The sequence below is a fragment of the Kitasatospora sp. NPDC051853 genome (assembly GCF_044452665.1).
Taxonomy (GTDB): Bacteria; Actinomycetota; Actinomycetes; order Streptomycetales; family Streptomycetaceae; genus Kitasatospora.
Genome location: NZ_JBITBY010000009.1, coordinates 282,181 through 308,145, shown reverse-complemented (window position 1 = coordinate 308,145; position 25,965 = coordinate 282,181). Strand labels below are relative to the sequence as shown.

Here is a 25,965-nt window from a genome sequence, read left to right as displayed (position 1 = left end):
ACCAGGCCTGCTCCGCCACCACCATGGATCCGCGGGTCCAGAGGTCACGCTGGGTCGGCTTCGAGAGCCGGCGCGCGGGAACCTGCAACGGATGGCGCCGGTGGGGAAAACCGGTCGACAGGAAGCCCGCGACGCAATGGGATGGCTCCAACAGCCTGCCGCACGGGCGGGCCGACTCCAGGAGCTGCTCTTGGCAACCGAGAGAACCGCGGACGTCCGCCCCGTGATCGATGCCGCACTGGTCGGACGCCTGGTCGGCACCCAGTTCCCGCAGTGGGCCGGTCTGCCCCTGGAGTTGCTCGACCCGGCCGGCTCGGACCATGTGATCTACCGGCTGGGCGAGGAACTGTCCGTCCGTCTGCCCCGCCATGCCGGCGCCATCGGGCAGGCGCGGAAGGAGTCCGAGTGGCTGCCGCGGCTTGCCCCGCACCTGCCCCTGGCCGTTCCCGTGCCGGTGGGAGTGGGGGAGCCCGACTTCGGCTATCCGTGGCCGTGGGCGGTCTCCCGCTGGCTGGACGGCGAGGTGGCAACCGTCGAGGCACTGGCGGATTCGTCCGAGGCCGCCGTCGAACTGGCCGGGTTCCTGACCGCTCTCCAACGGTTCGAGCCCGGGGACGTGTCGGCCCGGAGCACCCGCGAGGACCTCACCGCCCAGCCACTGGTCGCACGGGACCGGGCGACGCGGGCCGCCATCGCGGAGGTCGACGGCGCGTTCGACGCTGCGGCCATGACCGAGCTGTGGGAAGCGGCGATCAGCGCCCCCGGATGGGATGGTCCTGCGGTCTGGTTCCACGGCGACTTCCACACCGGCAACCTGCTGACCGTCGACGGCCGCCTCAGCGCGGTCATCGACTTCGGCGAGCTCGGCATCGGCGACCCGGCCTGCGACTTGGTGATCGCCTTCACCTTGATGTCGGCGGAGAGCCGGGCCGCTTTCCGCGCCGCACTCGCCGTAGACGACGCCACCTGGCTCCGGGGCCGCGGCTGGGCACTGGCCACAGCCCTCAGCGCCTACACCCACTACGCTGCCGTCAACCCCCGGGTCGCCGCCCAGACCACCCGTCAGATCACCGAGGCCCTCATCGGCTAGTGCCGCGCCCGGCAAGGACATACCGCTTCATGGGGTGCGCGGGTCGTGTTCAGCAGCCGGGGCGGCGACGGCGGTCGTGTGGCGAAGGCTCGTCTTGGCGCTGGCCGAGAAGACGTGTGCGAGCTGGAGAGGGTCCGCGCCGCCGGCGAGAGCATCCTCCAGGACGCGGTCCTGCCGCAGCCGGTCGAGGCCCCCGGACAGTGGCCTGACCAGCTTGTCCAGCCAGAACGTGCCGACTGGCGCCGTGGTGGTGGCCGCGTTCCGGCTGATCAGCAGGTGGGACGGCGTGCAGACCCACCGCCGCCTCAGAGCCACCGAAAGGTGTCGTCGGTCATCGGTGGCAGCTCCTCCGGACCGACGCCGGAACCCCGCTCGGCCAGGTGCAGCCCACTCCCGACGGCCGGGTAGAGGTGCAGTCCCGCTGCCCGGCCGATCTCCTCCCAGACCACCGGCGCCCGGTCGGGGACGCCCAACTCCACCGGGGCCAGCCCCTCCGCCGCACCGTCCGGCAGCCGCAGGACGAACACCCGGTGCTCCCGCCGGAACGGCACCGCCGCCCCCGGCCGACTACTGACCTGGTGCTGGACCCACCGCAGCACCGGTGCTCTCCCCATCTCAGCAACCTCCAGGCCGAGCTCCTCCCGCAGCTCCCGCAGGAGCGCAACCGCCGGCTCCTCCCCGGCCTCGACCACCCCACCCGGCAGCGAGTACTGCACCCCGTCCGGACGTTCCCGCCGGATCAGACAGACCCGGCCGCCCTCGAGCAGCACCGCACACACCCGAACCCGTACCACCGCACCGTCCTGAGCATCCGTCACACCACACTCCCTACCCACCCCCGCACTCCGCTGGCACTCGGACCTCCCGCGCCGCCGGAATGACGAGCACCTCGACGCCGCCACCCCGACTTCGAGTTGTACGGCTGATCCGCTGATCCGTCGCGGGATCCTGCCCCGTGATCTCCCGTCAGCTTCCGCCGAGCGGACGTCGCAACGATCCCTTGGCCGAAGGCCGGGCCGACGGGCCTTCGGTCCCGTGTTCCAGCCGGTCGACGGTGGTGTACGTGCGCCGTTGCCCCGCTCGATCCCGGTTCAGCCCGGCTCGACCTCGACCTGCCGGATCAGCTCGACGGGCTCGTCGCCCGGATCGCTCCGGGAGCCGTCCTCGTCCGGCGCGGCGTACGGCCCGAGTCCGCAGTCGTACCCGGCCAGCACGTGACGGTGGACGGAGGCGGGCGGATCGCGTTGCCCGGGCTGGTGGACGCGCACATCCATCCGGACAAGACGGCCTGGGGCGAGCCCTGGTACAGCCGGCGGCCCGCGTCCGGGCTGGCGGAGTACGTACGCCGGGACGTGGAACTGCACGACTGGCAGCGCACCTCCCTCGCCGAGCACGAGAAGTAGCCGCGCGAGCTCCAGCGGCTCGACGCCGTCAAAGCTCACCCGGACCGTGCGGCGGTCTACGTTCCGTAGGTGACCTGCACCCTCCGACCCATCGCCTGCTCCTGATACCTCGTCAGCTGACGGCGGAGCGCACCCGCCCCTTGCGGGACCCGCCGCTCCAACTCACCCCACCCCACGAACGCCAGCTCCTGCGGCATCACCACCAACCCCGTGACGGCATCCGAGAACGCGTCCCAGTTCATGCCATAGAAGGCCGGGAACCCCAACTCCCGCTTCAGCACCTCGTGGAGCTCCCGCTCGCTCCGTACGGACCCGACGTCGACCACCCGCCGCTCAGCCGTCGGTTCGGGGTCCTCCTCCGTGGCCAGCCACGCCGAGTACCAGTCGCGGAAGTCCGGACCTGGAGTGAAACCACCCCAGTCGGGGTCGTCGAGCCATACCTGGCCGGCGTTGCTCCCCGTGATGACCAGGCGGTGGAACATGCCGCAGCCCTCCTCGGCAATGACCAGGCTCCCTTCGACCGAGTAGCCGGCGTCGCCGCCCTTCCCCGGCCCGGGCCACTCGCCGGTGTGCGGGAACGGCGCGGACAGGAAGCCCGCACACCGGTCCTCTTCGCGCAGGTCGTACAGGGCCTCCTCCTGGTCCACTTCCTCCATCAGCCCCACGAGCCCGTGGGCCGGGCCCGCTCCTCCGTCCGCGATGTCCTTGAGGAAGCTCCGATAGGAATCGGGGAGCCGGACAGCGTGCTGCGATTCGAACGACCGGATCGTCTCCTCGGCCAGCGGGGGCCGAAGTCGATATCCGTGACCGGCAGCACCGAAGCGCTGAAGCTCAGGATCTTCCTGGGCCATGACGGCGACACGGGCACGGACCCGTGCACCGCTCCAGGGCTCGCTCTGATCGGCATTGTCACTGGTCATAGCGACACAGTACTGGCGTCCTCTCGCTTCACGGCAAGGCGGCGGTGGGCGGTGAGCCACGCCGTGATCACCCGTCAGCTTCCATCGAACAGAAGCCGCAGCGGTCCCTGGCCGGAGGCTGGTCCAGCCCAGGACGAAGTGGCGACCGACGGAGGCCTGCCGGACAGCCCCGGTTCGGCTCAGCGCAGATCCATCTCGACCTGCCGGATCAGCTCGACGGGATCGTCCCGGAAGCCGTCCTCGTCCGGCGCGGCGTACGGTCCCGCCAGCCGGGTGCCGGCGGTGCTGGCCAGGTACCACCGGCCGCCGACCAACGCCAGGCGGTAGTACGGGTCCTGGGGGTCGACATCGACGAAGGCGGGGTCGACGCCGCACAGGACGTCCACGCCGTGGCACTCCGCCAACCGCTCCGCGACGCGCAGGTCCGGATGGGGACCGAGTCCACAGTCGTCTGCTCCCAACACGTCCAGGGAGAGCGGCCATGCGGGGTCCGTGGTGACCACCAGGCCCACCCACAGGTCTCCGGTGAGGTCCGGCGGACCGCCGCCGTCGAGCTCGACCACCGTCCGGAGTCCCGGCCGGACCGACTCCTCGAAGGTGGCGCGCACGTCGGCGACGCCGAGTGCCCGTGACACGGTGATGCTGAACATGACCGCCACACAACCACACACCGCAACCCCCGCCGGAGTCCGCCCGGCCGCCTCGGGGAGAATGACGGTCGGGTACGACCCTTCGCCCGTCCGTCCGCACAGGAGGCCTCATGTCCACGTCCGCCACCGTGTTCCGCAACGTCCGGCCGTTCGGGCAGGGGGCGCCGGTCGACCTGGTGGCCGTCGGCGGGGTGCTGGTGGACACGGTGCCGGACGGGACGGCGGTGGAGACGGTGGACGGAGGCGGGCGGATCGCGTTGCCCGGGCTGGTGGACGCGCACATCCATCCGGACAAGACCGCCTGGGGCGAGCCCTGGTACAGCCGGCGGCCCGCGTCCGGGCTGGCGGAGTACGTACGCGGGGACGTGGAGCTGCACGACTGGCAGCGCACCTCGCTCGCCGACCGCGCCCACCGCCTGCTCGCCCACGCGGTGAGCCGCGGCACCCGCGCCGTCCGCGCCCACGTCGACGTCGCCCCGGCGTACGGGCTGGAGGCGGTGACCGGCCTGGCCGAGGCGCGCGAGCGGCTCCGCGGCTCCCTCGACGTGCAGATCGTGGCCTTCCCCCAGCACGGCGTGCGCCGCGAACCCGGCGCGGGGGCGCTCCTCGCCGAGGCAGCGGCGAGCGGCCTGGTCGACGCGGTCGGCGGCCTGGACCCGGACGGCTTCGACGGCGGTGACGGTGACGGTGAGGGCCCGGCCCAGCTGGACCAGGTGTTCGCCCTGGCCGAGCGGCACGGGCTGCCCGTCGACGTGCACCTGCACGACCGCGGCGCGCGCGGCCTCGGCCCGCTGCGCGACATCGCGGCACGCACCAAGGCGGCGGGGATGCAGGGGCGGGTCGTGGTGAGCCACGCGTTCTGCGTGCCGGAACTGACGGACCGTGTGCTGGAGGAGCTCGCCGGACTGCTCGGCGACGCCGGTGTCGGGCTGACCACCGTGGCCCCCTCCGCCCATCAGGTGCTGCCGTTCCGCCGGCTCCAGGCCGCCGGTGTCCGGGTGGGCCTCGGCTCCGACGGCGTGCGCGACTCCTGGAGCCCGTTCGGCAACGCCGACATGCTGCACCGCGCGCACCTGCTCGGCTGGACCACGGACGCCCGCACCGACCGTGACCTGGCCGAGTGCTTCGACCTCGCGGCCACCGGCGGTGCCGAGCTGCTCGGCCTGCCCGCCGCCACCCTGGCCCCCGGCTCCCCGGCCGACTTCTTCCTGGTCGAGGGCGAGTGCCTGCCCCAGGTGGTGGTGGACCTGCCCGCCCGTGACCTGGTGGTCAAGGGCGGGCAGGTGGTCGCCCGCGAGGGGCGTTTCACCGGCTGAGCCGAGCTGAGCTGAGCTGAGCAGGACGCTACGGCAGCGGCAGGCTGACCACCTGCGGGTCGTGGTCGCTCAGCTGGGTGGCGTACTCGCTGTTGAGGTGCACGATGTCGTACGTGTACGGGGTGGCCGCCAGGGCGCCGGAGACCAGGATGTGGTCGAGGACCTGGGAGTTGCCCTCGTACACGTACGTGTAGCGCTCGGCCGCCGGCAGGGTGCGCGGGAGGTCGGTCAGCGTGCCGCCCGCCGTGAGGATGTCGGCGGTGGTCGAGAACTCGAAGTCGTTCAGGTCGCCGAGCACGACCACCGAGGCGGCCGGGTCGACGGCGAGCAGCTGGTCGGTGAAGGCCTTGACCACGCCCGCCTGGGCGGTGCGCTGGGTCTCGGAGGAGCGGCTCGGCGGCTGGTAGCGGCCGAACAGGGGCTGGTCGCCGCCCTTGGAGTTGAAGTGGTTGGCGATCACGAAGACCGGCTTGCCGTGCCAGCTGAACTCCCCGGCCAGCGGCTTGCGGCTGGACGCGAAGGCGGAGTTGGCCGGGTCGATCCGGCCCGGGGAGTAAGTCAGCGCGGGCGTACCGGAGTTGTCCACCACCGCCACCGCGGTGGTGGCCCCGGCGCCGGGGCGGTCGGTGAAGCTCAGGCCGCGGTCGGTGCGGTAGAGGAAGACCTGGCGGATGTTGCCGCCGGGCTCGCCGCCGTCCTGGTCGTTCTGCGGGTTGATCTGGCGCCAGGTGTAACTCGGGCCGCCCGCGGCCGAGATGGCGGCGGTGAGCTTGGCCAGGGTCTGGTCGGCGGCGGTGACGCCGTTGTCGGTGGCGCCGTTGTTGTCCTGGATCTCCTCCAGGGCGAGCAGGTCGGGGGCGCGCAGGTTGGTGACGACGGCGGCGGCCAGGCCGTCGAAGGTGGCCTGCGGGTCGCCCGGGTCGAGGTTCTCCACGTTGAAGGTGGCCACGTTGAGGGTGCCGGGCGCCGGGGCGGGGGTGGTCTCCTTGGGAAGGGTGCCGGAGGAGACCGCCGGCGTGGCGGTGACCAGCAGCTTGAAGTTGCCGAAGGAGTGGTCGAGCACGCCGACGGTGGCCCCGGTCAGGGTGGCGCCGGTGTCGGCGGCCGGGGTGGGCGCCAACTGGTCGTCCAGCAGCACCCGTTCGGGGTTGAAGTCACCGGCCTGGACCACGATGCCACCGCGTGCCGTCCGGGTGGTGCTCCCGGCCGGGACGACGGGTATCTCGCCGAAGGAGCTGCGCGGGCCGACCACGGCCGCGTCGTTCAGCTGGAGCCGCATGCCCTCCAGCGACTCCCAGAAGTCGATGCCGTCGCTGGCGGGCTGGAACGAGCCGCCCGTCTCCACGTCGCCGTTGGCGTCGTCGTCGATCACCGCGGCGGGCGGCACCCGGCCGCCCGCGCCGACGACCACCGGAGCGGGCAGCGCGGCGCCGTGGGCGACCAGGCTGACGGTGGGTGAGGTCAGCTCGGTGGTGGTCAGGTTGGTGGTGCCGCCCGTGCCCCCGGGGCGGAACTCGGCAACGGTGCCGCCGACGGTGACCGAGTCGCCGACGGCCACGGTGGGCGTGGAGGCCGTGTAGACGAAGACGGCCTCGCTGGTGGCCGGGTCGGCGTCCGGCAGCGGGTCCTGGAGCCAGAAGCCGGTGGCGGCGACGGCGGTGACCACCCCGGGCAGGCCGCTGACGGACTGTCCGGTCTTCGGCGAGCGGTGCGCCGCGCCCTGCACGTCGCGGATGCGGGTGCCGCCGCTCCCCCCACCGGTGTACGAGGAGTTGCGCGGGATGGGTGAAGTCACCGCGAAGTCGGCCGAGTTGGCGTCGGTGTCGGTGGCGCCGCCACCGGCCCGCAGGGCGGCCGTGGTGTTGGAGAGGGTGCCGGTCGGCGATCCCTCGGCTGAACTGGCGGAGCTGCCGTAGCCGACGAAGTCCCGCACGCCGGGCTTGGTGGCGCAGCCGGTGGAGCAGGTCAGCGCGGTGGCGTTGGTGACCAGGGCGACCTTGCCGGAGCTCGCGCTCATCGCGAGGGTGCCGATGGTGTCGGGGGTGGGCAGCGCGGCGCCGGAGCCGCTGCCGGCGCCCTCGCGGACCAGGTGGTAGCGGCCGGGCGCGATGGTGCCGGTGAGGGCGGTGGTGGACCAGGACGATCCGCCGGCGGAGGCGTACTGGACGGTCCAGCCGGCCAGCGAGACCGTGCTGGTGCCGCGGTTGTGGAGCTCGATGAAGTCGTGGGTGTACGGGGCGCCGGAGTTGCCGCCGCCGCCGTAGACCTGGCTGATCACGATGTCCGGGGAGACGGCGTGGGCGCTCTGGCCGGGCAGCGAGAGCAGGGCGCCCAGCACGGTGGCGGCACTGGCCGCCGCCACCGTGCGCAGCCGCAGGGGCCGCAAGGGCCTCAGGGGCCGTGATGACCGGGTACGACTCGACATCGGGTGTCCTCCTGGGGAGCCGACGAGGGGACGGTACGGGACGGGTGGACGGTACGGTCTGCACCCTCCCCCCGCCGCCCCCTGCCGACACCGACGCCGAGGCGTACGCCGGACGAACAACCGGCGTGCTCAGTTCACGGCAGCAGTCCGGCCGTCCGCAGGTCGTGGTCGATCCGCGGGGCCAGGGTCGCGGCCAGCGTGGAGGTGATGTGGCCGGTGTCGCGGTAGAGCAGCACGCCCTCGCGGGCCGGCGGGCACTGCCCCTCGCCCGGGCAGAGCAGGGCGCGGTAGTCCAGCACGGTGACCGCGTACCTGGTGGCGAGGCCCTCGGTGAGCAACGGCTCGTCCAGCAGCGCCTGTTCGCGCGGGAAGGTGCAGCTCTCGCCGGAGGCCAGGCAGACCGGGATGTCCTTGCCCGGCATCGGGGTGTCGGCCAGGTAGGCGACCGGCGCGCCGACCGACTTCAGCCGCTCCAGGGTGGTGGCCCAGCCGGCCGAGCGCTGTTCGGCGCTGCCGAAGCGGTTCAGCCCGGCCACCACCACCAGCCGGGGCCGCGGGCCGGCGGCCAGCCGGTCGAGGGTGTTCTCCCGCCAGCGGTCGCACTCGGTGTACGCGCGGCCGAGCACCTCGTCCCGCACCGTCATGGTGGGCAGCGGGCAGCCGGGCTTCACCAGCACCTCGAGCGCCCAGCCGCGTTCGCGCACCAGCGGGAGCAGCCCGGCCATCCACTGACCGGCGTGCGAGTCGCCGAGCAGCACCACCCGGTCGCGGGCGCCCGGGGTGCCGAACAGGCAGGGCGGGCTCTGGTCGGCCGTCAGGGCGATCTGGCACTCCCCGGCCGGCGGATGGTCGGTCCGGGCCCGGGCCAGGGTCGGTGTCAGGCCTGCGAGTTGGACCCCGGGCGCGAGCAGCAGCGGGCCGCTCGCGGCCCCGGCCGGGACCACCACCACGGCGTCCGGGTCGCCGAGGGCGCGCACGGCCCCGCCGCCGAGGGTGAGCCCGGCGATCAGCGGGACGGTGAGGGCCACCGCGCCGACCGACAGGCCCTTGCGCGGGGCGTTGGAGCGGCCGCGCCGCAGCGGCTTCTCGACGTAGCGCAGGGTCAGCCAGGCGGGCAGCGCGGAGCCGAGCGCGAGGGCCGCGGTGACGGTCAACGGCAGTGCGCCGTACCGGGCCTGGGCGATCGTCAGGACCGGCCAGTGCCAGAGGTACCAGGCGTACGAGAGCCGCCCGGCGGCCCGCAGCGGCGGGCTGGCCAGCAGTCCGCCGGCCTGGTACCAGCGGCCGGTGCCGGGGCCGCTCAGCAGCAGGACGGCGGTGCCGAGGGCGGGCAGCAGGGCGGCGCTGCCGGGGAAGGGGGTGGAGCGGTCGTAGAGCAGGGCGGCGCTGACCACGGCGGCCAGGCCCAGCCAGCCGAGCGGGGTGGAGCCGAACAGCCGGCGCCGGTAGAGCAGCGCGGCGGCGCCGCCGAGGGCGAACTCCCAGAGCCGGGTGGCGGTGGAGAAGTAGCCGAGCGGGGCGGCGTCGGCGGTCCAGCGCAGGCAGAGCAGCAGCGAGAGCGCGCCGACCAGCAGGGTGACGGCCCAGACCGCCGGGCGGCGGCCCTTGGCCAGCAGCAGCACCAGGCCGCCCCAGAGCAGGTAGAACTGGTTCTCCACGCCGAGCGACCAGAAGTGCAGCACCGGGCTGGGGTCGCGGGTGGCGGCCAGGTAGTCGGTCTGCTGCCCGGCGAACCGCCAGTTGGCGAACTGCCCGGCGGCGGCCAGCAGATCGCGGGCCAGGTCGGCGCCGCGCAGCGGGTCCAGCAGCAGCCAGCCGCCCAGCGCGGTGGCGGTCAGCACCACGGCGGCGGCGGGCAGGATGCGGCGGGCGCGGCGGGCCAGGAAGTCCCGCAGGGCGAGCGGCCGGGGCCCGGCCAGCAGGCCGGTGATGAGGAAGCCGGAGAGGACGAAGAAGACGTCCACGCCCACGTAGCCGCCGCTGAGGGCGGGGACTCCGGCGTGGAAGGCGAGCACGGTCAGCACGGCGACGCCGCGCAGGCCCTCGATGTCGGGGCGGAAGGGGGCGGCGCCGGTGCGGGGTGCGGGCGGCGCCGGGGCCGTTCTGGTCGGCCGGGTCAGGGTGATCAGGTCGGACACGGTGGTGCTCCTTGCGACGGCTGCGGTGGGTGGTGCCGCCGGGCCCGTTGGGGGTGGGCTCCCGGCGGCCGTTCCCGCGCCGGTGGGGCGACGCGCACGGAGGTTCTGAGGGTGTGTCAGGGGTGTTGCTCGGTCGGACCGGTGGTCGGAACCGCGGTTGGACCGGTGGTCGGAACAGCGGTCAGAACAGCGGGTCGGCCCAGCCGCTCGCCAGCAGGGCGGTGAGCAGCAGCACGGCGGTGACCGCGAGCGCTTCGGGACGCTCGAAGCGCTCGGCCCCGGCCTCCGGGCCGGCCCGCTTCGGTCCGCGCACCTGGTCCTCGCCGCGCAGCAGCGCCCAGAGCGCGGTCAGCACGGGCACGGTGGTGTACGCGGTGAGCAGCAGCAGTCCGGCCAGCGCCCAGTACGGCTGCCAGCCGTGCAGCAGGACCGCCCGCACCAGGCCGACCGCCCCTGCCAGCAGGCAGAACGAGAGCCAGAGCACCCCGATCCGGCCGACGGTGCGGCCGAGCGCGGAGCGGCCGGCGATGGCGCCGGTGGGCACCCAGTCGGCGCTGCGGCTGCGCAGCGCGTGGGCCAGGGCGATCACGTGGCAGAAGCCGCTGAGGAGTTGGACCCGGGTGACCTCGAAGCGCCAGCGGGTGCGGGAGGCGGCCGGGAGCAGGGCGAGGGAGACCCAGAGCGGCGGCAGGAAGGGCAGCACCTGCCAGGGTTCGATCCGCTCGGGCGCGAAGAAGAGCAGCAGCAGGGCGGGCAGGGGCACGGCGAAGACGTTCACCGCGCTGCTGAGGTAGCCGAGGATGCCGTTCCAGAAGCAGGTCCGGGCGGAGCGGGAGAGCGGGCCGCGGTGGAAGTCCGGGTCGCGCAGCAGGGCGAGCGAGCCGAGGCACCAGCGGTACTGCTGGCTGATGAAGGCGGACAGGCCGGTGGGCGAGAGGCCCTTGGCCAGCAGGGTGGGCACGTAGCGGGTGCGGTAGCCGTGCCGGGCCAGCGCGAGGCCGGTGTAGAGGTCCTCGCTGTGGTCCGATTCGAAGAAGCCGCCCGCGAGTTCGAGCGCGCGGCGCCGGTAGAGGGCGTTGGTGCCGCAGCAGACGGTGCCGTCCTGGGCGTCGCGGGAGGGCTGGATCCAGCGGTAGAAGATCTCCTGGGTGGCGCCCGCGCCGCGCTCCAGCCAGCTCATCGAGGCGTCGGTGTCGAAGCACTGCGGGCTCTGCACGATGCCGGTCTCGGGCTGGTCGAAGTAGGGCACCAGGTGGTGCAGGAAGTCCTCGCGCGGGCAGAAGTCCGCGTCCAGCACCGCGACCAGGTCGGAACTCCCGGCGGCGAGGCCGAAGTTGAGGTTGCCGGCCTTCTTGAAGCGGCCCCGGTCGGGGCGGCTGTGGTAGCGGAAGCCGTACTTCTCGGCGAGGGCGCGGACGGCCGGGTCGTCGGCGTCGTCCAGCACCCGGACGGTCAACTCGCCGTCCCAGCGCACCCGGGAGACGTGCCGGTAGGCGTTCTCCAGGACGGTCAGGGGCTCGCCGCAGGTGGGCAGCAGCAGGTCGACGGCGGGGATCCGCTCGGGGCGCCAGGCGCGGAGCAGGAGTCGGTGGCTGTCGAGCGAGTGGCGGCGCTGGCGCTGGCCGTCACCGAGGCCGAGCAGCCAGGTGGCGCCGTTGAGCACCACCAGCACCAGGAAGGGCCAGAGCAGCGGGTGGCTCAGGGCGAACAGGCCGAGGGTGACGGTGGCCCCGGCGTAGGAGAGTGCGGAGCAGAGCAGCACCCAGCGGCGCTGCGGGCCGAAGTACCAGTAGAGCTCCCGGTCGTCGGGCGGTTCCGGCAGGGCCGGAGCGGGCGGAGCGGGCGGAGCGGGGTCGGTGATCAGGCGTGCGGGCATGCGGAAGAAAGCCCCCCCGGGCTCGGACGGACAGAACCGTACGGCCGCCAGTCTTCCACATTGGTCTGGACCAATCGTGAACGGGGCGTGAATCACGCCAGGCAGCAAGGCTCCTGACGCACCGTCAGCCCCGTCGGCCCCGCCCCGGCCCGCTCCCTCCTGCCCCCTCCTGCTCCCTCCCGCTCCCCCGCCCCGCCTCAGAGCTCCTTCGTCAGCCGCTCGAAGCGCAGATCGTCGCGGAGCGGGAGGCCGAACCGCTCGTCCCCGTAGGGGAACGGCGAGAACTCGCCGGTCCGGCGGTACCCGCGCCGCTCGTACCAGGCGATCAGGTCGGACCGCTGCTCGATCACCGTCATCTCCAGCTCGCGCACGCCCCACTCGGCCCCGGCCACCCGCTCGGCCTCGGCCAGCACCTGCCGCCCGACCCCGCCGCCCTGGAGCTCCGGACGGACCGAGAACATGCCGAAGTACGCGCGCTCGCCCCGGTGTTCGAGCTGGCAGCAGGCGAGCAGCTCGCCCTCCCGCTCCGCCACCAGCAGCCGGCTGCCCGGCGCCTCGATCACCGCGGCCACGCCCTCGGCGTCCGTCCGCTGGCCCTCCAGCAGGTCCGCCTCGGTGGTCCAGCCGGCCCGGCTGCTGTCGCCCCGGTAGGCGGACTCGACCAGCGCCACCAGCGCCGGGACGTCGGCGGGCCCGGCCGGACGGAAGGTCAGTTCGGAGGTCTCGGAAGTCATCGTCGGTACTCGCTTTCCACTTCCCGGGCCGACCACCGGCCCGCCCCTGCATCGTGCCACAGCGCCACGCCATGTCTGCTTCCCACACCTTCCCGGCCCGCGAGGTGTGGTCTACGCGCCATAGCGGTGGTGTCCGGTGCATGACTACCCTCGTCCGCGCCCGGCGAGCCCCCTCGCTCGCCCGTCACCGAGGAGTGCCCCATGCCCCACCGTGCACCCGTACTCCGCACCTCCGCCGGTCTCCTGCGCCGCACCGCCGTCGTGGCCGCCACCGGCGCCCTGCTGCTCGGCACCGCGGGCCTCGCCCCGGCCGCCCAGGCGGCTCCCACCCCCGCCGGCTTCCACCCCGAGCGGGACTTCGCCGGCTCCACCGTGGCCGCCCACGAGGGCAGATCGGCCGAGGCCCCGCTCACCTCGCTGGCCGTCACCCAGACCCTGGGCAACGACGTCTCCAGCTGGCAGGGGAACGTCAACTGGGCCGCCGCCAAGGCCAACGGCGCCCGCTTCTCCTACGTCAAGGCCACCGAGGGCACCAGCTACACCAACCCGTACTTCGCCCAGCAGTACAACGGCTCCTACAACGCCGGCCTGATCCGCGGCGCCTACCACTTCGCCCTGCCCAACACCTCCAGCGGCTCCACCCAGGCCACCTGGTTCGTCAACCACGGCGGCGGCTGGTCCGCCGACGGCAAGACCCTCCCGCCCGCCCTCGACATCGAGTACAACCCCTACGGCGCCACCTGCTACGGCCTCTCCCAGAGCGCCATGGTCAGCTGGATCCGCTCCTTCTCCGACACCGTCCGCTCCCGCACCGGCCGCTACCCCGCCATCTACACCACCACCAACTGGTGGCAGCAGTGCACCGGCAACAACGCCTCCTTCGCCGCCACCAACCCCCTCTGGCTCGCCCGCTACGCCTCCACCCCGGGCACCCTCCCGGCCGGCTGGACCTACCAGACCATCTGGCAGTTCGCCGACTCCGGCGTCCTCCCCGGCGACCAGAACTACTTCAACGGCGCCTACGACCGCCTCCAGGCCCTCGCCAAGGGCTGACCTCCCGTCACGGTCGAGGCGACGACCGTCCGCCCGCGCACTGCGCGACCAGGCCGCCGAGGCCTCGTCCCGGCCCTGGCCGTCCCCCTCGACAGGGGGGCAGCCAGGGCCCTTCGGCGTACCCGCTCGGAAACCCACTCCGGCGCACAGGCCCCACCGGCCCGGCTCCAGCACGTCAGATGGCGGGAACCGGCAGTTCGTCAGATTCGGATACGCCTGACAGCGGCGCGATCGCCCAGCATCCTTGGAACCACGTGGAATCGGCTAGGCACTGGAGACCGACGTGGATCTGGAGTTCCTGGGCATCATCCCGAACACCCCGACTGACGAGTCCCCCACGATCTGGCGGGACCGTGAGACGGGTGACCTGCTCATCCAGTCGTACAAGGCCAGTCCGGCCGAGATCGCGGCCGCACAGGCCATCGGCTCGATTCCCGGGCACTCGACCGACGTACCGGACCACGAGACCGTGATTCGGCTGCCCGAGGTCATGCTCCAGTTCCTCGCACCGCTCGTTGCCCAGTACCTCAACCGACTTCACGGAGTGTCACAAAGTGCAACCCCCGGCGCGTAACGCGCTCGCCACGGCCCAGCGATCGGCCGTCCACCTGGAGATGCGGGACGCCTACATGCTGGACGACCCGGAGTTCATCGCCTGGCAGGGCGGCAAGCGACTGGACCAGGCCGACCGCGCCGCCTGGTGGAACTCCTGGCACGACGTGGTGGCCGAAGCTGTCGGCCGGGGCGTCGTCGTCCGCCGAGCCCGGATCGTCTCGGAGCCGGTGAGCGACTACGTCCGGTACGAGTTCGACGGCACGTTCGCCAACGTCGCGGCCGGCGAACAGGTCCGGTGGCTGCCCCGGCGGAGCACGGTGGGTCTGGCCCTGCCGGGCACGGACTTCTGGCTGTTCGACGATGAGACGGTGCTGCTGCACCACTTCACCGGGGACGGGCAGTTGGACGAGGACGGCCGCGAGTACCTCACCGACCCGGCGCTGGCCAAGCTGTGCGGTGCCGCCTTCGAAGCGGTCTGGGACCGGGCCGTTCCGCACGAGGACTACCGACCCCGCTGACCTGCTCTCACCGTGGCTGCCACATCATCGTCAAGCGTCCAACAGGCCCGGCAAGCCCTCGCTGCCCAACTCCGGGAGCTACAGCGGGACGCCGGGCTCAACGGCCAGGCGCTGGCCGCCGCGTGCGGCTGGTACCCGTCCAAGGTCAGCCGTCTGCTCAACGCGCACACCCCACCGTCCGAAGAGGACATCCGGCAGTGGTGCCGGGCCTGTGGTGTGCCCGAGCGGGCGGCTGACCTGGTGGCCTCCCTCCGGGCCGTCACCGGCATGTTCATCGAGTGGCGGCGGATGGAGCGGGCTGGGCTGAAACAGGCTCAGCTGGCAGTCCTGCCCCTGTTCGACCGTACCCGGCGGTTCCGGGCCTACTCGTCGTGGCTGGTGCCCGGCCTGCTCCAGACGCGGGCCTACACGGCCTCGGTGCTGCGCGCCGTACAACGCCGCCGGGTGGCGGTGGACGACGTGGATGCCGCCGTGTCCGCACGGATGGAGCGGCAGCGCATCCTCTACGAGGGGGATCACCAATTCGCCTTCCTGGTGGAGGAGTCGGTGTTGCGGTCCTGCCTGGGAGACGCTGACGTTCTGCGTGGTCAGCTCGACCACCTGGCCACGGTCGCGGCCCTGCCGAACGTCAGCGTTGGAATCGTTCCGATGGCAGCCGGGCGGATGCGCATGCCGGTAGAAGGCTTCTGGATCTTCGACACCGCACAGGTCAACGTGGAGCTGGTCTCCGGCTACCTGACGATCACTCAGCCCTCCGAGGTCAGCGCCTACGCTGACACCTTCGCCGAGCTGGCCGAACAAGCCGTCTACGGGGCCACTGCGCGGGCTCTCCTGCGGGAGGCCGGGCAGAGCCTCGCCTGACCTGCGCCAACTCGCGTGGAATCCGGTGGAATCTCCTGGAGACGCACCCGGCCGACTCCCTACCTTCCTGCTACGGGATTTCGCGGGAGTGCACGGGAGGCGCGGACATGAGAACCGGAACCAAGCAAGCCGGCGGGCAGATCACGCGGCAGCCGACCCCCGACTGTCCGGGGTGCGAGTGGTTCCGGGACTCGATCAAGGCCGCCCAGGACCCCGAGTCGGACGGGTTCGACCCGTCGCGGGCGACGGACCTGCGGGTGCTGCTCTGTCGGCACCTCCAGGCGATCGAGTGCGTGGTGCCGACCGTGAAGGGCGCGGCGTGAACGTCCGGCAGTACCCCGTCCTCCCGCGCTGCAACGAGTGCGACGACCTGACGGCGCGGGCGAACGAAGCCCGTGCCCGAGGCGGCCACTACGCGCTTCGGAAGGCGCGGGAGGACAAGGCCGTGCACGCCAGGGCCGGGATGTGTCCGAAGGTGCCCGCGTTGCGGGCCCGGATGGCGGGTGCCGGGTGACCCTGGCCCCCGGCACCTGGTGCGCGGTGTACCTCCCGCCCCTGTGGGCCCCTGAGACGCCCGCCGGCGGGTTGGCGGAGGAAGACCTCCCCGAGGACGTTCGCGGCCGGGAGGAAGCCCTGCGGGTGGAGTTCCGCCGAGCGCTCGACTACCGGCGGTACCTGGACCGCCCCAGGAAGACCTGAGAGGACGACAGCACGGCACTCAAGTGGATCACGCCCGGGGGCGGCACCGAGGACGTCCCGGACCGCCCGATCCCGGCCCCGCCCATGCAGGAGGCTCCGTCCGAGGACTGACCCCAGCCGGCACCTCCCTGACGGCCCATCAAGCCGCGGGCCCCAATTCTCCCGTCCGCCCTCGGGGACGGCCGGGTCGCACAGCCCGACGGACACAGTGGTCCGCCGGGAGGCTGTACGACTTCCTGACGGAGGTAGGCACCATGAGCGACACCACGACCGTGGCCCTCACCACGGATCCGCGTGGCCTGATCAGCCCCGAGGTCACGGAACTGATCCTCACCACCTACCGGGCCAACCACCCGGACGTGCCCGAGGTCCGGGCCCTGGTGGGGGTCGGGCAGATGGCGGCGTTCCTCATGGCGTGCGCCACCAGCGACCGGCCGCTGAGCCCGTCGCCGGAGGTGGACGACCACTGGCACGCCTTCGTGCTCAACACCGAGGCGTACGCCGGGTGGTGCACGGCGCAGTTCGGCAAGATGGTCCACCACAAGCCCGGGTTCCTGGACCCGGCGGAGCACGGCGGCGGGAAGGTGCTCCGTCAGCGGGCCGTCGACGTGATCGCCGCGCTGGGCTTCCTGCTGGAGGACACCTTCTGGCCGGAGATCGAGTTGGCGAACTGCTCGCAGTGCCACGCCAACTGCTCCGACAGCCCGTTCACGGGCAAGTAGTTCCGCACGCCGGCCGGGGCTCCGCCGTGAGGCCCCGGCCCACCCCACTCACGAACGGATCTCAGCAGTGGCGCGAACCGAATGGGACCAGCTCCCCATCGAGGCACAGCGGGCCGTCGAAGCGCTGACCGGTACCGTCGTCAAGGCGCAGAGCGCGGAGACCGGGGTCAACTCTGCGTTCGCCAGCCTCTTGCGGACGGCCAGCGGCGCGGTGTTCGTCAAGGCCGTGCCGACGGACGCCCCGGGGGCGTGGGTGTACCGGCACGAGTCCGAGGTGTCCGCCGTCGCACCGCTCACCGCGTTCCCGAAGTGGCAGGCCGAAGGAGGCGGGTGGAGCCTCTACGGATACGAGTTCTGGCCCGGCCGGCACCCGAGCTTCGCGCCCGACTCGATCGACCTGCCGTTCGTGGCGGCCTCGCTGGCCGTGCTCTCGTCCTACCCGTGGCCCGCGACGATCCGCAAGAAGCCGCTGAGCGAACGCCTGGCCCGGTTCGTCCCGCCCGACGGCATCGGAGCTCTGGACGGCTACTCGCTGGCCCATACCGACATGGGCGAGTTCAACCTGGTCGTCCACGGGGCCCAGGTCCGGGTCATCGACTGGGCCCTGTCCTGCCCCGGACCGGAGTGGACGGACGCCGCCCTGTGGGTTCCCCGGCTGATCGCCGCCGGACACACCTTCGCGGCAGCCGACCTGGCCGCGCGGACCATCGCCGCGTACCGCGACGCGGACCCCGACCGACTGGCCGTCTTCGCTCGAACCATCCGGGCCGCGTGGACGAGCCGGACGGACGAGGACCCTCTGCCACAGCGCGTGAAGCTGACCAACGCAGCGGAGGCGTGGGCCGCCGCGTACGAGTGACCTCTGGGATGCCGGCCGGGCCCTTCACCTGCCGAGGCGCAGTCGAGCCGATCGTGTAGCTGGGCAGCTGGCAGTTCGCCGACTCCGGCGTCCTCCCCCGCGACCAGAACTACTTCAACGGCGCCTACGACCGCCTCCAGGCCCTCGCCAAGGGCTGACCTCCCGTCAGGCCCGGGCGGCGCCCCGCGCCGCCCGGGCGCGCTCCAGCGTGGTGCGCAGCGCCAGCGCGTAGCCGGCCCGCATCCGCTCGGCCGCCCCGTCCTGCTCCTCGGCGCCGCCGAGGTCGAGCTCGCCGGTGAAGGAGAGCAGCAGCTCGCCGTCGGCGTCCTCCTCGATGTCGTTGTGGATGACCCAGCGGGCGGTCTCGTCGTCGCGGTGGAAACTCACCCGGTGCTGCGGGTGGAAGACCACTTCCTCACGCACCCGCTCGCCTCCGTTCAGCACCACCTCCCGGACCAGGCCGCCCTCGGTGCGCTCCAGCACCGTGCACTCCGTCATCCCCGCGACGAAGGGCAGGGCGTTCTCGGCCTTGCTCAGCAACGTCGCCCAGACCTCGGCCCGGGTCAGCGCGGCCGCGCCACCCTCCCCGGCCGGGTCGTTGACGCGCACGCTCTGACTGATGACCCGCATGACTCTCCCCCTGGATCGGAACATTACTTGTCCGGCCAAACATTCTGCTTGCACGGCCAAGTAAACGCCTCCACCAGGCCAGTTGCAAGACAGGCCGGAGCCCGAAGCCCCCATCACTTGCCCCTACAATCATCGGGTGAACAGACAGCGGAACCAGCCCCCCGCCGACACCGACGACGTCAGCCGGTCCATCGCCCGCGTGGCCCGTCTGCACCGGGCGGTGGCCGAACGGCTCCTGAGCCGGCACGGCCTGCACGCGGGTCAGGAACTGCTGATGATGCGCCTCTGGGACCACGGGCCGCAGTCGCAGTCCGCCCTGGTCGAGCACCTCGGCCTGGACGCGTCCACCGTCACGCGCATGGTGCAGCGCCTGGAGCAGTCCGGCTTCGTGCGCCGTCGGCGGAGCGAGAGCGACCGCCGCGCCGTCACGGTCGAGGCGACGGCGGCGGCCCGCGCGCTGCGCGACCGGATCGCCGAGGCCTGGGGGGAGTTGGAGGACATCACCCTGGCCGGCCTCGACCGGTCCGAGCGGGCCACCCTGCTCCACCTGCTGGGCCGCCTGACCGACAACCTCGACCGACCGGCCGCCCCCGCCCCCGCCCCCGCCCCCGCCGTCGAGCAGGACTGACCGGACGCCCCGGCGGCCCGGATCGCGGTCAGGCCAGCACGGCCCGCAGCATCTTCCGTACCACCGAGGCGAGTTCGGCGCGGTCCGGGGCCGGGCGGGTGCGGGCGGTGGCGCCGGCGAGGCGGTCGTAGAGGAGGCCGTCGGTCCAGGAGACCATCAGGTCGGCCGCCGACTCGGGGTGCTCGGCACCCAGGGCGCGGAGCAGCACGACCGCCCGGGCCCGGGCCGCGCTGCCCGCCTGCTCCAACTCGGCCCGCAGTTCCGGCCGCCGGGCCGCCTCCAGGCTGAGCTCGAAGCGGACCAGCTGCCGCTCGCGGGCGTCCGTGAGCCAGTGGTGCAGCAGCGCCGCCAGTCCTTCGGCCACCGTGTCCACCTCCGGTGTGCCGCCCGACTCCGCCGCACCGCCGTCGAGTTCGGCCAGGTCCAGCTCGGCGAGACGCCGGTAGCAGGCGCCGATCAGCGCCTCCCGGGTGCGGAAGTAGTACGACGTGCTGCCCGCCGACAGCCCGGCGGCCGCGTCCACCGCACGGTGGGTCAGCCCGCGCAGGCCGAGGGTGGCGACGGTGGCGATGGCCGCGTCGGCGATCAGGGTCCGGCGATCAGGGGTGGACATGGGAGCACTCTACAGCTGTAGAGTGCTGACCCAGAAGCCTCTACACCTGTAGAGGCCAGGAGGAGGCAGCCGAGATGACGGACCGTCACGCCCTGATCGCCGGAGCGGGCATCGGAGGACTGACCGCGGCGGTGGCGCTGCACCGACGCGGCTGGCGGGTCACGGTCTGCGAGCGCGCCGAGGCGGTCTCGGCCGTCGGCGCCGGGATCGTGCTCGCCCCGAACGCGCTGCGCGCCCTCGGCACCGTCGGCCTCGGCCCCGCCATGGCCACCGGACAGCCCCTCTCCGGCACCGCCGGGCTCCGCCGCCCGGACGGCCGCTGGCTCACCCGTTCCGACACCGCCGCCCTCACCGAGCGGTACGGGCTGCCCGCCCGCGCCGTCCACCGCGGCTTCCTGGTCGAGACCCTGGCCGCGGCCCTCCCCGCCGATGCCCTCCGCACCGCCACCACGGTCACCGGCGCAAGCACCGGCACCGGCACCGGCCAGGACGGGGACACCGCCGTGCTGCACACCACCACCGGCGACCTGCACGCCGACGTGGTGATCGCGGCCGACGGCATCCGCAGCGCCCTCCGCCGGCAGCTCTTCCCCGGCCACCCGGGCCCCCGCCACGCGGGCGAGGCGGGCTGGCGCGCCGTCGTCCCCGGCGACGGGCTCGACGTCCGCCAGGCGTCCGAGACCTGGGGCCGCGGCGAACGCTTCGGCATCGTCCCGCTCGCCGACGGCCGGATCTACCTCTACGCCACCGCCAGGAGCCGGCCCGGCACGCACACCACCGACCACGTCACCGGCCACGTCACCGACCACGCCACCGGCCGCGCCGCCGACCACCGTGCCGAGCTGCTCCGCCGCTTCGGCGGCTGGCACGCCCCGATCCCGGCCCTGCTCGACCGCCTCGACCGGATCGACCCGGCCGCCGTCCTCCACCACGACTTCGACGAACTCGCCGTCCCGCTCCCGCGGTTGCACCACGGGCGGGTGGCCCTGCTCGGCGACGCCGCCCACGCCATGACGCCCAACCTGGGCCAGGGCGGCTGCCAGGCGATCGAGGACGCGGTCGTCCTCGCCCACCTGCTCGACACCACCCCCGACACCCCGAGCGCCCTGGCCGCCTACTCCGCCGCCCGGCTCGCCCGCACCACCGCCGTCAGCCGCCGCTCCCGCCGGGCCGGGCAACTCGTCGGGCTCACCAACCCGTTGGCCGCCACCCTGCGCGACCTCGCCGTCCGCGCCGCTCCCCCGTCGCTCTCGCTCCGGGCGATGGACGAGCTCTACGCCTGGCAGCCTCCGGGGGCCTGACCCCACCGAGCAGGGCCGGGCCGCCCGGGGATCCCTCATCCCACCCGGACGGCCCGGCCCCCCGTTTCACCGCAGCAGCGCGGCGGCACCCGAGCACAGCCGGCGGCCGGTCCCGAGGTCGAGCGTGTCGGACACCATGACGGCCCCCGTCCCGACCAGGACCACCCCCGCGACCACGGCGATCACCGCGAGGACACCGAGCCGGGCCCGCCCGGCCAGCCGCAGCCCGAGCGGCACCAGCACCGCCAGCAGCCCGAACCCGACCACCGCCCAAGCCCCCACCCGCATACCGGAGTTGGCCGGCAGGTCGAGGCAGCTCGCCAGCACCGCCCGGTGACGCTCCTCGTACGCCACGCTGAACCACCACGCGGAGAGCGCACCGAGCACCGCTGCCACCACACCGAACACACCGGCCCCCACCGGGGCCTGACGGGCCGCCATCAGTACCAGCTCGGGGAGACTCGGACCACCCGCACGCGCTGTTCGCCCTCGGCCTTCTCGGTGGCGTGCAGGCGGCCGTCCAGGCTGACGTTCTGCCGGGAGCTGGTGTGCTGGGTGTACTTCACGTCGCCGTCGGGGGTGACGGCGGTGACCACCGCGGCGTGGTGGGTGTTGCCCTTCTCGATGTGCTCGTTGTCGCCGGCCTGCTCGTAGAAGATCAGGTCACCGGGCATGGCCTCCGAGACCGGGACCTCGTGACCGCCGTTCTGCAGCATGAAGTTCTGCAGGTTCTCGGCGGCGCCCCAGCTCTTGGAGTAGTCCGTGCGCTCGTCCCACCAGCCGGAGTCCGCGTCGTCGTCCCGCCCCCAGCTGTCGTCCGACCAGCCCGGGCCCCAGCCGCTGTCCGGCTTCTCCCGCACGCCGCCCTGCTTCAGCGACTCGGAGGCGAAGTTGGTGCAGTTGTTGTCGAGCTTGTCGATCGAGGTGTCGTCCCAGTGGTCGAGTGCCCACTGCACCTGCTTCACCCGGTCGTACTTGCCGTCCCGGCCCCGCAGGTCGAGCTTGACGCTCTCCGGGATCCCGTCCAGGTTGGCGATCCGCACCGGCTCGGCCCGCATCAGCTCGCGCTGCTCCTTGGCCGACAGCCCCGCCCACCAGTCCCGGACCACCTGCGGGTCGCTGCCGTCGGGGATGGCGGCCGAGAGGATGTTCATCTGGGTGTGCGAGGCCGCGGTCTGCGCCTCGTCCAGCGCCTTGGACGGGTCGGACTCGTAGGTCTTGCCCATCAGCGTGCGCAGCTCCGGCTCGGCGAGCGCGTCGGCCTCGCGGGCCTGGCGCAGCGCCTCCTTGATGAGGTCGGAGACGTCGTTGAGGTGGGTGAGCTTCTCGCTGGTGACGCCCTCGCCCCGGGTGGAGGTGTTGCCGTTCTCGTCCACGTCGATGTCGTACGCCTCCGCGAGGTCGAGGGCGTGCCGCAGCGTGCGCTGGGCGTACTCCATCGACGAGGCGAGCCCGTCCAGCACCATCGTGATGCCGCGCATGACGTCGCCGCCGGCCTCCAGCCGGTCGGCCACGTCCTTGAGATCGGCGGCCGCCTCCCGGCCGACGGCGTCGGTCCAGTTCTCCTGCAGCGGGCGGCTGCCGTTGGCCCGGATGTCCTCGGCGGCCTGCAGCGCGTGCTTGGAGAGCGAGAGCCAGTCCTCGGCGGCGGCCTGCCACTGCGCCGGGTGGGCGTTCTTGAGGTCGGAGAAGGTGACCACGCCGCTCACGCCCTTCCGAGGTCGGTCATCGCGGCCCGCATCCGGGCCTCCGCCTCGGCGTCGGCCGCGTCGTAGCCGTCGGCCGAGGTGTGCAGCTGCTCGGAGAGCCGCTGCAACCGGTCGGCCAGCAGCACCATGTGACGCTCCCAGTCCCCCGCGCACTCCCGCAGGGTGGCGGCGGACCGCCAGCCCGCGTCCGCGGCCCCCGCGGTCTCGCTGGAGTCCAGCGCGCCGGAGAGCCGGCTCTTGGTCTGCCCGCTCAACTCCCCCATGCTCTCGCCCGCCCTGCGCACCCCGTCAGTGGAAATGCCTATGTCCTGCATCCGGACCCCCGTCCGTTCCCCGTTCGACCACCGGCCGTACGGGGAGCCACCCTAGCCCGGCCGTCCGACGGGCCGTCCGACGGGCCGTCAGGAACCCCCGTACGCCCTCCCCCACCGCGGCCTCGAAGCCCCGGAGGCGGCACCGGGCACCGTGGGCGGTGATGCCCGGCCGGGACCGCCTCCGCCCTCACGTCCCGCCGTCTCGCTCCGCAGACGCACCACCGCCTGACGGACCGTCCGCGACTATCGTGCCGGAATGACCACCGCGCCCCCGCCGCCGTCCCCGCCGTCCCCGCAGCAGCCCGCCGTCCTCTCCCTCGCCGGGGTCTCGCTGCACCGCCCGACCTCCGGCCAGGAGGTCGTCCTGGACCGGGTCGACTGGACCGTGCGGACCGGCCAGCACTGGGCGTTGCTCGGTGCCAACGGGGCCGGCAAGACCACCCTGCTGAAGATCGTCGGCGCGGTCACCTTCCCCACCTCCGGCTCGGTCGAGGTGCTGGGCGAACGCTTCGGCCGGGTCGACCTGCGCCAACTGCGCGCCAGGATCGGCCTGGTGTCCGCCGCCCAGGCCGTCCCGGCGGACGCCACCGCGCACACCGTGGTACTGACCGGGGCCACCGGCACGGTGCAGCCCGTCTGGCGGGCCTACGACGACGACACCCGGGAGCGGGCCCACCGGCTGCTGGCCGAGCTGGGCCTGGACGAACTGGCCGGGCGCCGCTTCGGCGACTGCTCCAGCGGACAGCGCGCCCGCGTCCTGATCAGCCGGGCCCTGATGGCCGACCCGTCCCTCCTGCTCCTGGACGAGCCGTTCAACGCCCTCGACCTGCCCTCCCGCGAGGACCTGATCGACGCGCTGCACCTCCTGGCGGACCGTCAGCCCGGCCTCACCACCATCACCGTCACCCACCACCTGGAGGAGCTCCCCCCGAACACCACCCACGCGCTGCTGCTGCGCGACGGCCGCGTGCTGGCCTCCGGCCCGGTGGCGGTCACCCTCACCGCCGGGAACCTGAGCGCCTGCTTCGGCCGCCCGGTCCAGGTCACCCACGACGAGGGCCGCTGGTACGCACGCTCCGGCCACTCGGCCGACTCCGGCCGCTGACGGGACGAACCCGGCTGCTCCGAGCAGGTGACAGGCCGTGTCAGACCCTCCGGACCGGGTACACGCGGTGAGGCAGAACGGAGGCAGCCATGATCGTCCTTGGAGTCATCCTCCTCGTCATCGGCTTCGTCACCGGCATCGGCGTCCTGTGGTCGATCGGCATCGCACTGATCCTGATCGGCCTGATCCTCTGGATCGCCGGTTCCGTCGGACACGCGGTCGGCGGCCGCAACCACTACTGGTGAGGCGGGGTCTGCGGCGGGCCGTGGCCGAGTTGTGGACGCGCGGTCGTGAGATCGAACTGCTCCACCGGGCCATGGCCTTCGCCGCGCTCTGCTTCGTCACCCTCGTCCCCCTCCTGATCGTGATCGCCGCCGCCTCCCCCACCCAGGGCAGCGGCATCGCCGACTGGCTGATCGACGGCCTCGGCCTCTCCGGCCGCTCGGCAGACCGGGTGAGCGAACTCTTCGCCTCGCCCCGCCAGGTGCTCAGCACCACCACCGCCCTCGGCCTCACCGCCCTGGCCGTCTTCGGCATCGCCCTGATGGGAGCCGTGCAGAACGCCTACGAGCGGATCTGGGGCCTGCCGGCCGGGGCCTGGCACACCGTCTGGCGCCAGACCGTGGCGCTGGCCGGCCTGATCGGCTACATCCTGGCCTCCGCCTGGAGCGGTGTGCCCTGGCAGGACACCGCCGCCCGGACCGCACTCCGCTGGTTCACCACCGTCGTGGCGGGAGTCCTCCTCTTCTGGTGGCTGCAGCACTTCCTGCTCGACTCCCGGGTCCCCTGGCGCACCCTGTTCCCGGGCGCGCTCTGCACCGTGGTCGCCATGATCGGCCTGCGCGTCTTCTCCCGCCTGGTCTTCGCCCCGCTGGTGGTCGACAGCGCCGTCTCCTACGGCGCGGTCGGCACCGTCCTGGTCGTCCAGTCCTGGCTGATCGGCGTCGGCTACACCGTCTACGCCGGCGCCCTGGCCGGCTGGACCCTCCACCGGGTCCGCGGGGCCCCCACCACGACGGCCGATACGGCAGGATGACCCCATGAGCGGAACGGTGGTGGTCCTGACGGCCCTCGGTCTCGAATTCGAGGCCGTACAAGCTTATTTGACGGACAGTCAGCACGAACTCCATCCGACCGGAACGGTGTTCGAAGTCGGCCGGCTCCAGGGCACCGAACGGCGGGTCGCCCTGGCCGAGACCGGGCCCGGGAACCAGTCGGCCGCGCTGGTCGCCGAGCACGCCCGGCAGCTCTTCTCCCCCGTCGCGATGCTGTTCGTCGGGGTGGCCGGCGCGGTCAAGGACGACCTGCACCTCGGGGACGTGGTGGTCGCCACCAAGGTGCAGGCGTACCAGGGCGGCAAGGAGACCCGCCAGGGCTTCCTGGCCCGCCCCGAGGGCTGGCAGGCCTCCCACGCGCTGCTCCAGCTCGCCAAGCACGTCCTGCGCCCTAACCAGCCCTGGACGGACGGCGATCCGGCCTCGCGGCCGACGGTGCACTTCAAGCCGGTCGGGGCGGGGGACGTACTGCTCAACTCCGCCAAGTCCCCGCTGCGCACCCAGCTCCACCAGCACTACAACGACGTGGTGGCCGTGGAGATGGAGAGCGCCGGCCTGGCCCACGCCGCGCACATCGCGGGCGTGGACGCACTGACCGTCCGGGGCATCAGCGACCGGGCCGACGGCCGGAAGTACGCCGCCGCGGACGAGGAGCACCAGCCGCGCGCCGCCGCGAACGCCGCTGCCGCGGCGATGGCGATCGTCCGCCGGCTCCCGTGACGGAGCACCCTCCGGCTCCCCCGGCCGACCGGCCACCCGCACCCACGCCCGCACCCGTGCCCGTACCCGTG

29 protein-coding genes and 1 pseudogene are annotated in these 25,965 nt (G+C 73.1%); 18 read left to right on the top strand and 12 right to left on the bottom strand.

What is annotated here, in order from left to right; translation table 11 throughout:
• The first annotated feature begins 190 nt into the window (after positions 1 to 190).
• Positions 191 to 1,090, top strand: a complete 900-nt coding sequence (locus tag ACIA8O_RS26145; protein WP_396296405.1) for an aminoglycoside phosphotransferase family protein — start codon at positions 191 to 193, stop codon at positions 1,088 to 1,090.
• A 305-nt stretch (positions 1,091 to 1,395) separates the two neighbouring features.
• On the opposite strand, the gene ACIA8O_RS26140 is transcribed toward ACIA8O_RS26145, so the two are convergent.
• Positions 1,396 to 1,908, bottom strand: coding sequence for an NUDIX hydrolase (locus tag ACIA8O_RS26140; protein ID WP_396296404.1), 513 nt, complete (start codon positions 1,906 to 1,908; stop codon positions 1,396 to 1,398).
• A gap of 294 nt (positions 1,909 to 2,202) precedes the next feature.
• On the opposite strand from ACIA8O_RS26140, the pseudogene ACIA8O_RS26135 reads away from it, so the two are divergent.
• Positions 2,203 to 2,481 (top strand): annotated as a pseudogene (locus tag ACIA8O_RS26135) (cytosine deaminase); the annotation flags it as partial.
• A 68-nt stretch (positions 2,482 to 2,549) separates the two neighbouring features.
• Here the strand turns inward: ACIA8O_RS26135 and ACIA8O_RS26130 are convergent.
• Complete coding sequence (locus tag ACIA8O_RS26130; protein ID WP_396296403.1) at positions 2,550 to 3,413, bottom strand: barstar family protein; 864 nt, start codon at positions 3,411 to 3,413, stop codon at positions 2,550 to 2,552.
• A 179-nt stretch (positions 3,414 to 3,592) separates the two neighbouring features.
• Entirely contained in the window at positions 3,593 to 4,063 is a 471-nt protein-coding gene (locus tag ACIA8O_RS26125; RefSeq protein WP_396296402.1) for a hypothetical protein, read from the bottom strand.
• A 110-nt stretch (positions 4,064 to 4,173) separates the two neighbouring features.
• Here ACIA8O_RS26125 and ACIA8O_RS26120 point away from each other — a divergent pair, with 110 nt between their 5' ends.
• Entirely contained in the window at positions 4,174 to 5,379 is a 1,206-nt protein-coding gene (locus ACIA8O_RS26120; protein ID WP_396296401.1) for an amidohydrolase, read from the top strand.
• A gap of 28 nt (positions 5,380 to 5,407) precedes the next feature.
• On the opposite strand, the gene ACIA8O_RS26115 is transcribed toward ACIA8O_RS26120, so the two are convergent.
• The 4 genes from ACIA8O_RS26115 to ACIA8O_RS26100 all read right to left on the bottom strand — a co-directional run bounded on the left by ACIA8O_RS26115 (position 5,408) and on the right by ACIA8O_RS26100 (position 12,552).
• Positions 5,408 to 7,765, bottom strand: coding sequence for a lamin tail domain-containing protein (locus ACIA8O_RS26115; protein WP_396296400.1), 2,358 nt, complete (start codon positions 7,763 to 7,765; stop codon positions 5,408 to 5,410).
• Positions 7,766 to 7,938: 173 nt separating this feature from the next.
• Complete coding sequence (locus ACIA8O_RS26110; RefSeq protein ID WP_396296399.1) at positions 7,939 to 9,942, bottom strand: acyltransferase family protein; 2,004 nt, start codon at positions 9,940 to 9,942, stop codon at positions 7,939 to 7,941.
• A 181-nt stretch (positions 9,943 to 10,123) separates the two neighbouring features.
• Positions 10,124 to 11,818 carry a glycosyltransferase family 2 protein gene (locus ACIA8O_RS26105; protein ID WP_396296398.1) on the bottom strand — a complete coding sequence of 565 codons (1,695 nt, stop codon included), beginning with the start codon at positions 11,816 to 11,818 and terminating at the stop codon, positions 10,124 to 10,126.
• A 197-nt stretch (positions 11,819 to 12,015) separates the two neighbouring features.
• On the bottom strand, positions 12,016 to 12,552 hold the full coding sequence (locus ACIA8O_RS26100; protein WP_396296397.1) for a GNAT family N-acetyltransferase: 537 nt from the start codon (positions 12,550 to 12,552) through the stop codon (positions 12,016 to 12,018).
• 201 nt (positions 12,553 to 12,753) lie between these two features.
• On the opposite strand from ACIA8O_RS26100, the gene ACIA8O_RS26095 reads away from it, so the two are divergent.
• From ACIA8O_RS26095 to ACIA8O_RS26055, 9 genes are all read left to right on the top strand, one after another.
• Entirely contained in the window at positions 12,754 to 13,605 is an 852-nt protein-coding gene (locus ACIA8O_RS26095) for a lysozyme (protein WP_396296396.1), read from the top strand.
• Between the two features lie 283 nt (positions 13,606 to 13,888).
• Positions 13,889 to 14,179, top strand: a complete 291-nt coding sequence (locus tag ACIA8O_RS26090; RefSeq protein WP_396296395.1) for a hypothetical protein — start codon at positions 13,889 to 13,891, stop codon at positions 14,177 to 14,179.
• Positions 14,160 to 14,678 carry a DUF6879 family protein gene (locus ACIA8O_RS26085; RefSeq protein WP_396296394.1) on the top strand — a complete coding sequence of 173 codons (519 nt, stop codon included), beginning with the start codon at positions 14,160 to 14,162 and terminating at the stop codon, positions 14,676 to 14,678. Before ACIA8O_RS26090 ends, ACIA8O_RS26085 begins: the two co-directional genes overlap by 20 nt.
• Before the next feature lie 12 nt (positions 14,679 to 14,690).
• Positions 14,691 to 15,539 (top strand): helix-turn-helix domain-containing protein, encoded by an 849-nt coding sequence (locus ACIA8O_RS26080; protein ID WP_396296393.1) that lies wholly within the window; start codon positions 14,691 to 14,693, stop codon positions 15,537 to 15,539.
• A gap of 107 nt (positions 15,540 to 15,646) precedes the next feature.
• Complete coding sequence (locus tag ACIA8O_RS26075; protein ID WP_396296392.1) at positions 15,647 to 15,862, top strand: hypothetical protein; 216 nt, start codon at positions 15,647 to 15,649, stop codon at positions 15,860 to 15,862.
• Entirely contained in the window at positions 15,859 to 16,053 is a 195-nt protein-coding gene (locus tag ACIA8O_RS26070; protein ID WP_396296391.1) for a hypothetical protein, read from the top strand. Before ACIA8O_RS26075 ends, ACIA8O_RS26070 begins: the two co-directional genes overlap by 4 nt.
• Complete coding sequence (locus tag ACIA8O_RS26065; protein ID WP_396296390.1) at positions 16,050 to 16,238, top strand: hypothetical protein; 189 nt, start codon at positions 16,050 to 16,052, stop codon at positions 16,236 to 16,238. Before ACIA8O_RS26070 ends, ACIA8O_RS26065 begins: the two co-directional genes overlap by 4 nt.
• 254 nt (positions 16,239 to 16,492) lie before the next feature.
• Positions 16,493 to 16,960, top strand: coding sequence for a hypothetical protein (locus tag ACIA8O_RS26060; RefSeq protein WP_396296389.1), 468 nt, complete (start codon positions 16,493 to 16,495; stop codon positions 16,958 to 16,960).
• A gap of 67 nt (positions 16,961 to 17,027) precedes the next feature.
• On the top strand, positions 17,028 to 17,819 hold the full coding sequence (locus ACIA8O_RS26055) for a hypothetical protein (RefSeq protein WP_396296388.1): 792 nt from the start codon (positions 17,028 to 17,030) through the stop codon (positions 17,817 to 17,819).
• A 165-nt stretch (positions 17,820 to 17,984) separates the two neighbouring features.
• On the opposite strand, the gene ACIA8O_RS26050 is transcribed toward ACIA8O_RS26055, so the two are convergent.
• Positions 17,985 to 18,449: an SRPBCC family protein gene (locus ACIA8O_RS26050; RefSeq protein ID WP_396296387.1), complete on the bottom strand. Its 465-nt coding sequence runs from the start codon at positions 18,447 to 18,449 to the stop codon at positions 17,985 to 17,987.
• Between the two features lie 136 nt (positions 18,450 to 18,585).
• On the opposite strand from ACIA8O_RS26050, the gene ACIA8O_RS26045 reads away from it, so the two are divergent.
• On the top strand, positions 18,586 to 19,077 hold the full coding sequence (locus ACIA8O_RS26045; protein WP_396296386.1) for a MarR family winged helix-turn-helix transcriptional regulator: 492 nt from the start codon (positions 18,586 to 18,588) through the stop codon (positions 19,075 to 19,077).
• Positions 19,078 to 19,105: 28 nt separating this feature from the next.
• Here ACIA8O_RS26045 and ACIA8O_RS26040 read toward each other — a convergent pair whose 3' ends face one another.
• Positions 19,106 to 19,690: a TetR/AcrR family transcriptional regulator gene (locus tag ACIA8O_RS26040; RefSeq protein WP_396296385.1), complete on the bottom strand. Its 585-nt coding sequence runs from the start codon at positions 19,688 to 19,690 to the stop codon at positions 19,106 to 19,108.
• 74 nt (positions 19,691 to 19,764) lie between these two features.
• Between ACIA8O_RS26040 and ACIA8O_RS26035 the strand changes: the two genes are divergently transcribed.
• A complete protein-coding gene (locus ACIA8O_RS26035; RefSeq protein WP_396296384.1) occupies positions 19,765 to 20,991 on the top strand; it encodes an FAD-dependent monooxygenase in 1,227 nt (408 codons plus the stop codon).
• A gap of 66 nt (positions 20,992 to 21,057) precedes the next feature.
• On the opposite strand, the gene ACIA8O_RS26030 is transcribed toward ACIA8O_RS26035, so the two are convergent.
• The 3 genes from ACIA8O_RS26030 to ACIA8O_RS26020 are packed head-to-tail and all read right to left on the bottom strand — an operon-like array spanning position 21,058 to position 22,954.
• Positions 21,058 to 21,432 carry a hypothetical protein gene (locus ACIA8O_RS26030; RefSeq protein ID WP_396296383.1) on the bottom strand — a complete coding sequence of 125 codons (375 nt, stop codon included), beginning with the start codon at positions 21,430 to 21,432 and terminating at the stop codon, positions 21,058 to 21,060.
• Complete coding sequence (locus tag ACIA8O_RS26025) at positions 21,432 to 22,700, bottom strand: amidase domain-containing protein (protein ID WP_396296382.1); 1,269 nt, start codon at positions 22,698 to 22,700, stop codon at positions 21,432 to 21,434. The genes ACIA8O_RS26030 and ACIA8O_RS26025 overlap by 1 nt, the downstream gene beginning before the upstream one ends.
• The gene (locus tag ACIA8O_RS26020; protein WP_396296381.1) at positions 22,697 to 22,954 is read right to left on the bottom strand and encodes a hypothetical protein; all 258 of its coding nucleotides are present in this window, start codon (positions 22,952 to 22,954) and stop codon (positions 22,697 to 22,699) included. The genes ACIA8O_RS26025 and ACIA8O_RS26020 overlap by 4 nt, the downstream gene beginning before the upstream one ends.
• A gap of 316 nt (positions 22,955 to 23,270) precedes the next feature.
• Between ACIA8O_RS26020 and ACIA8O_RS26015 the strand changes: the two genes are divergently transcribed.
• From ACIA8O_RS26015 to ACIA8O_RS26000, 4 genes are all read left to right on the top strand, one after another.
• A complete protein-coding gene (locus ACIA8O_RS26015; protein WP_396296380.1) occupies positions 23,271 to 24,119 on the top strand; it encodes an ABC transporter ATP-binding protein in 849 nt (282 codons plus the stop codon).
• A gap of 89 nt (positions 24,120 to 24,208) precedes the next feature.
• Positions 24,209 to 24,364: a DUF6131 family protein gene (locus tag ACIA8O_RS26010; RefSeq protein WP_396296379.1), complete on the top strand. Its 156-nt coding sequence runs from the start codon at positions 24,209 to 24,211 to the stop codon at positions 24,362 to 24,364.
• A complete protein-coding gene (locus tag ACIA8O_RS26005) occupies positions 24,361 to 25,155 on the top strand; it encodes a YhjD/YihY/BrkB family envelope integrity protein (RefSeq protein WP_396296378.1) in 795 nt (264 codons plus the stop codon). The genes ACIA8O_RS26010 and ACIA8O_RS26005 overlap by 4 nt, the downstream gene beginning before the upstream one ends.
• A 4-nt stretch (positions 25,156 to 25,159) precedes the next feature.
• The gene (locus ACIA8O_RS26000; protein ID WP_396296377.1) at positions 25,160 to 25,894 is read left to right on the top strand and encodes a 5'-methylthioadenosine/S-adenosylhomocysteine nucleosidase; all 735 of its coding nucleotides are present in this window, start codon (positions 25,160 to 25,162) and stop codon (positions 25,892 to 25,894) included.
• The last annotated feature ends 71 nt before the right edge of the window (positions 25,895 to 25,965 follow it).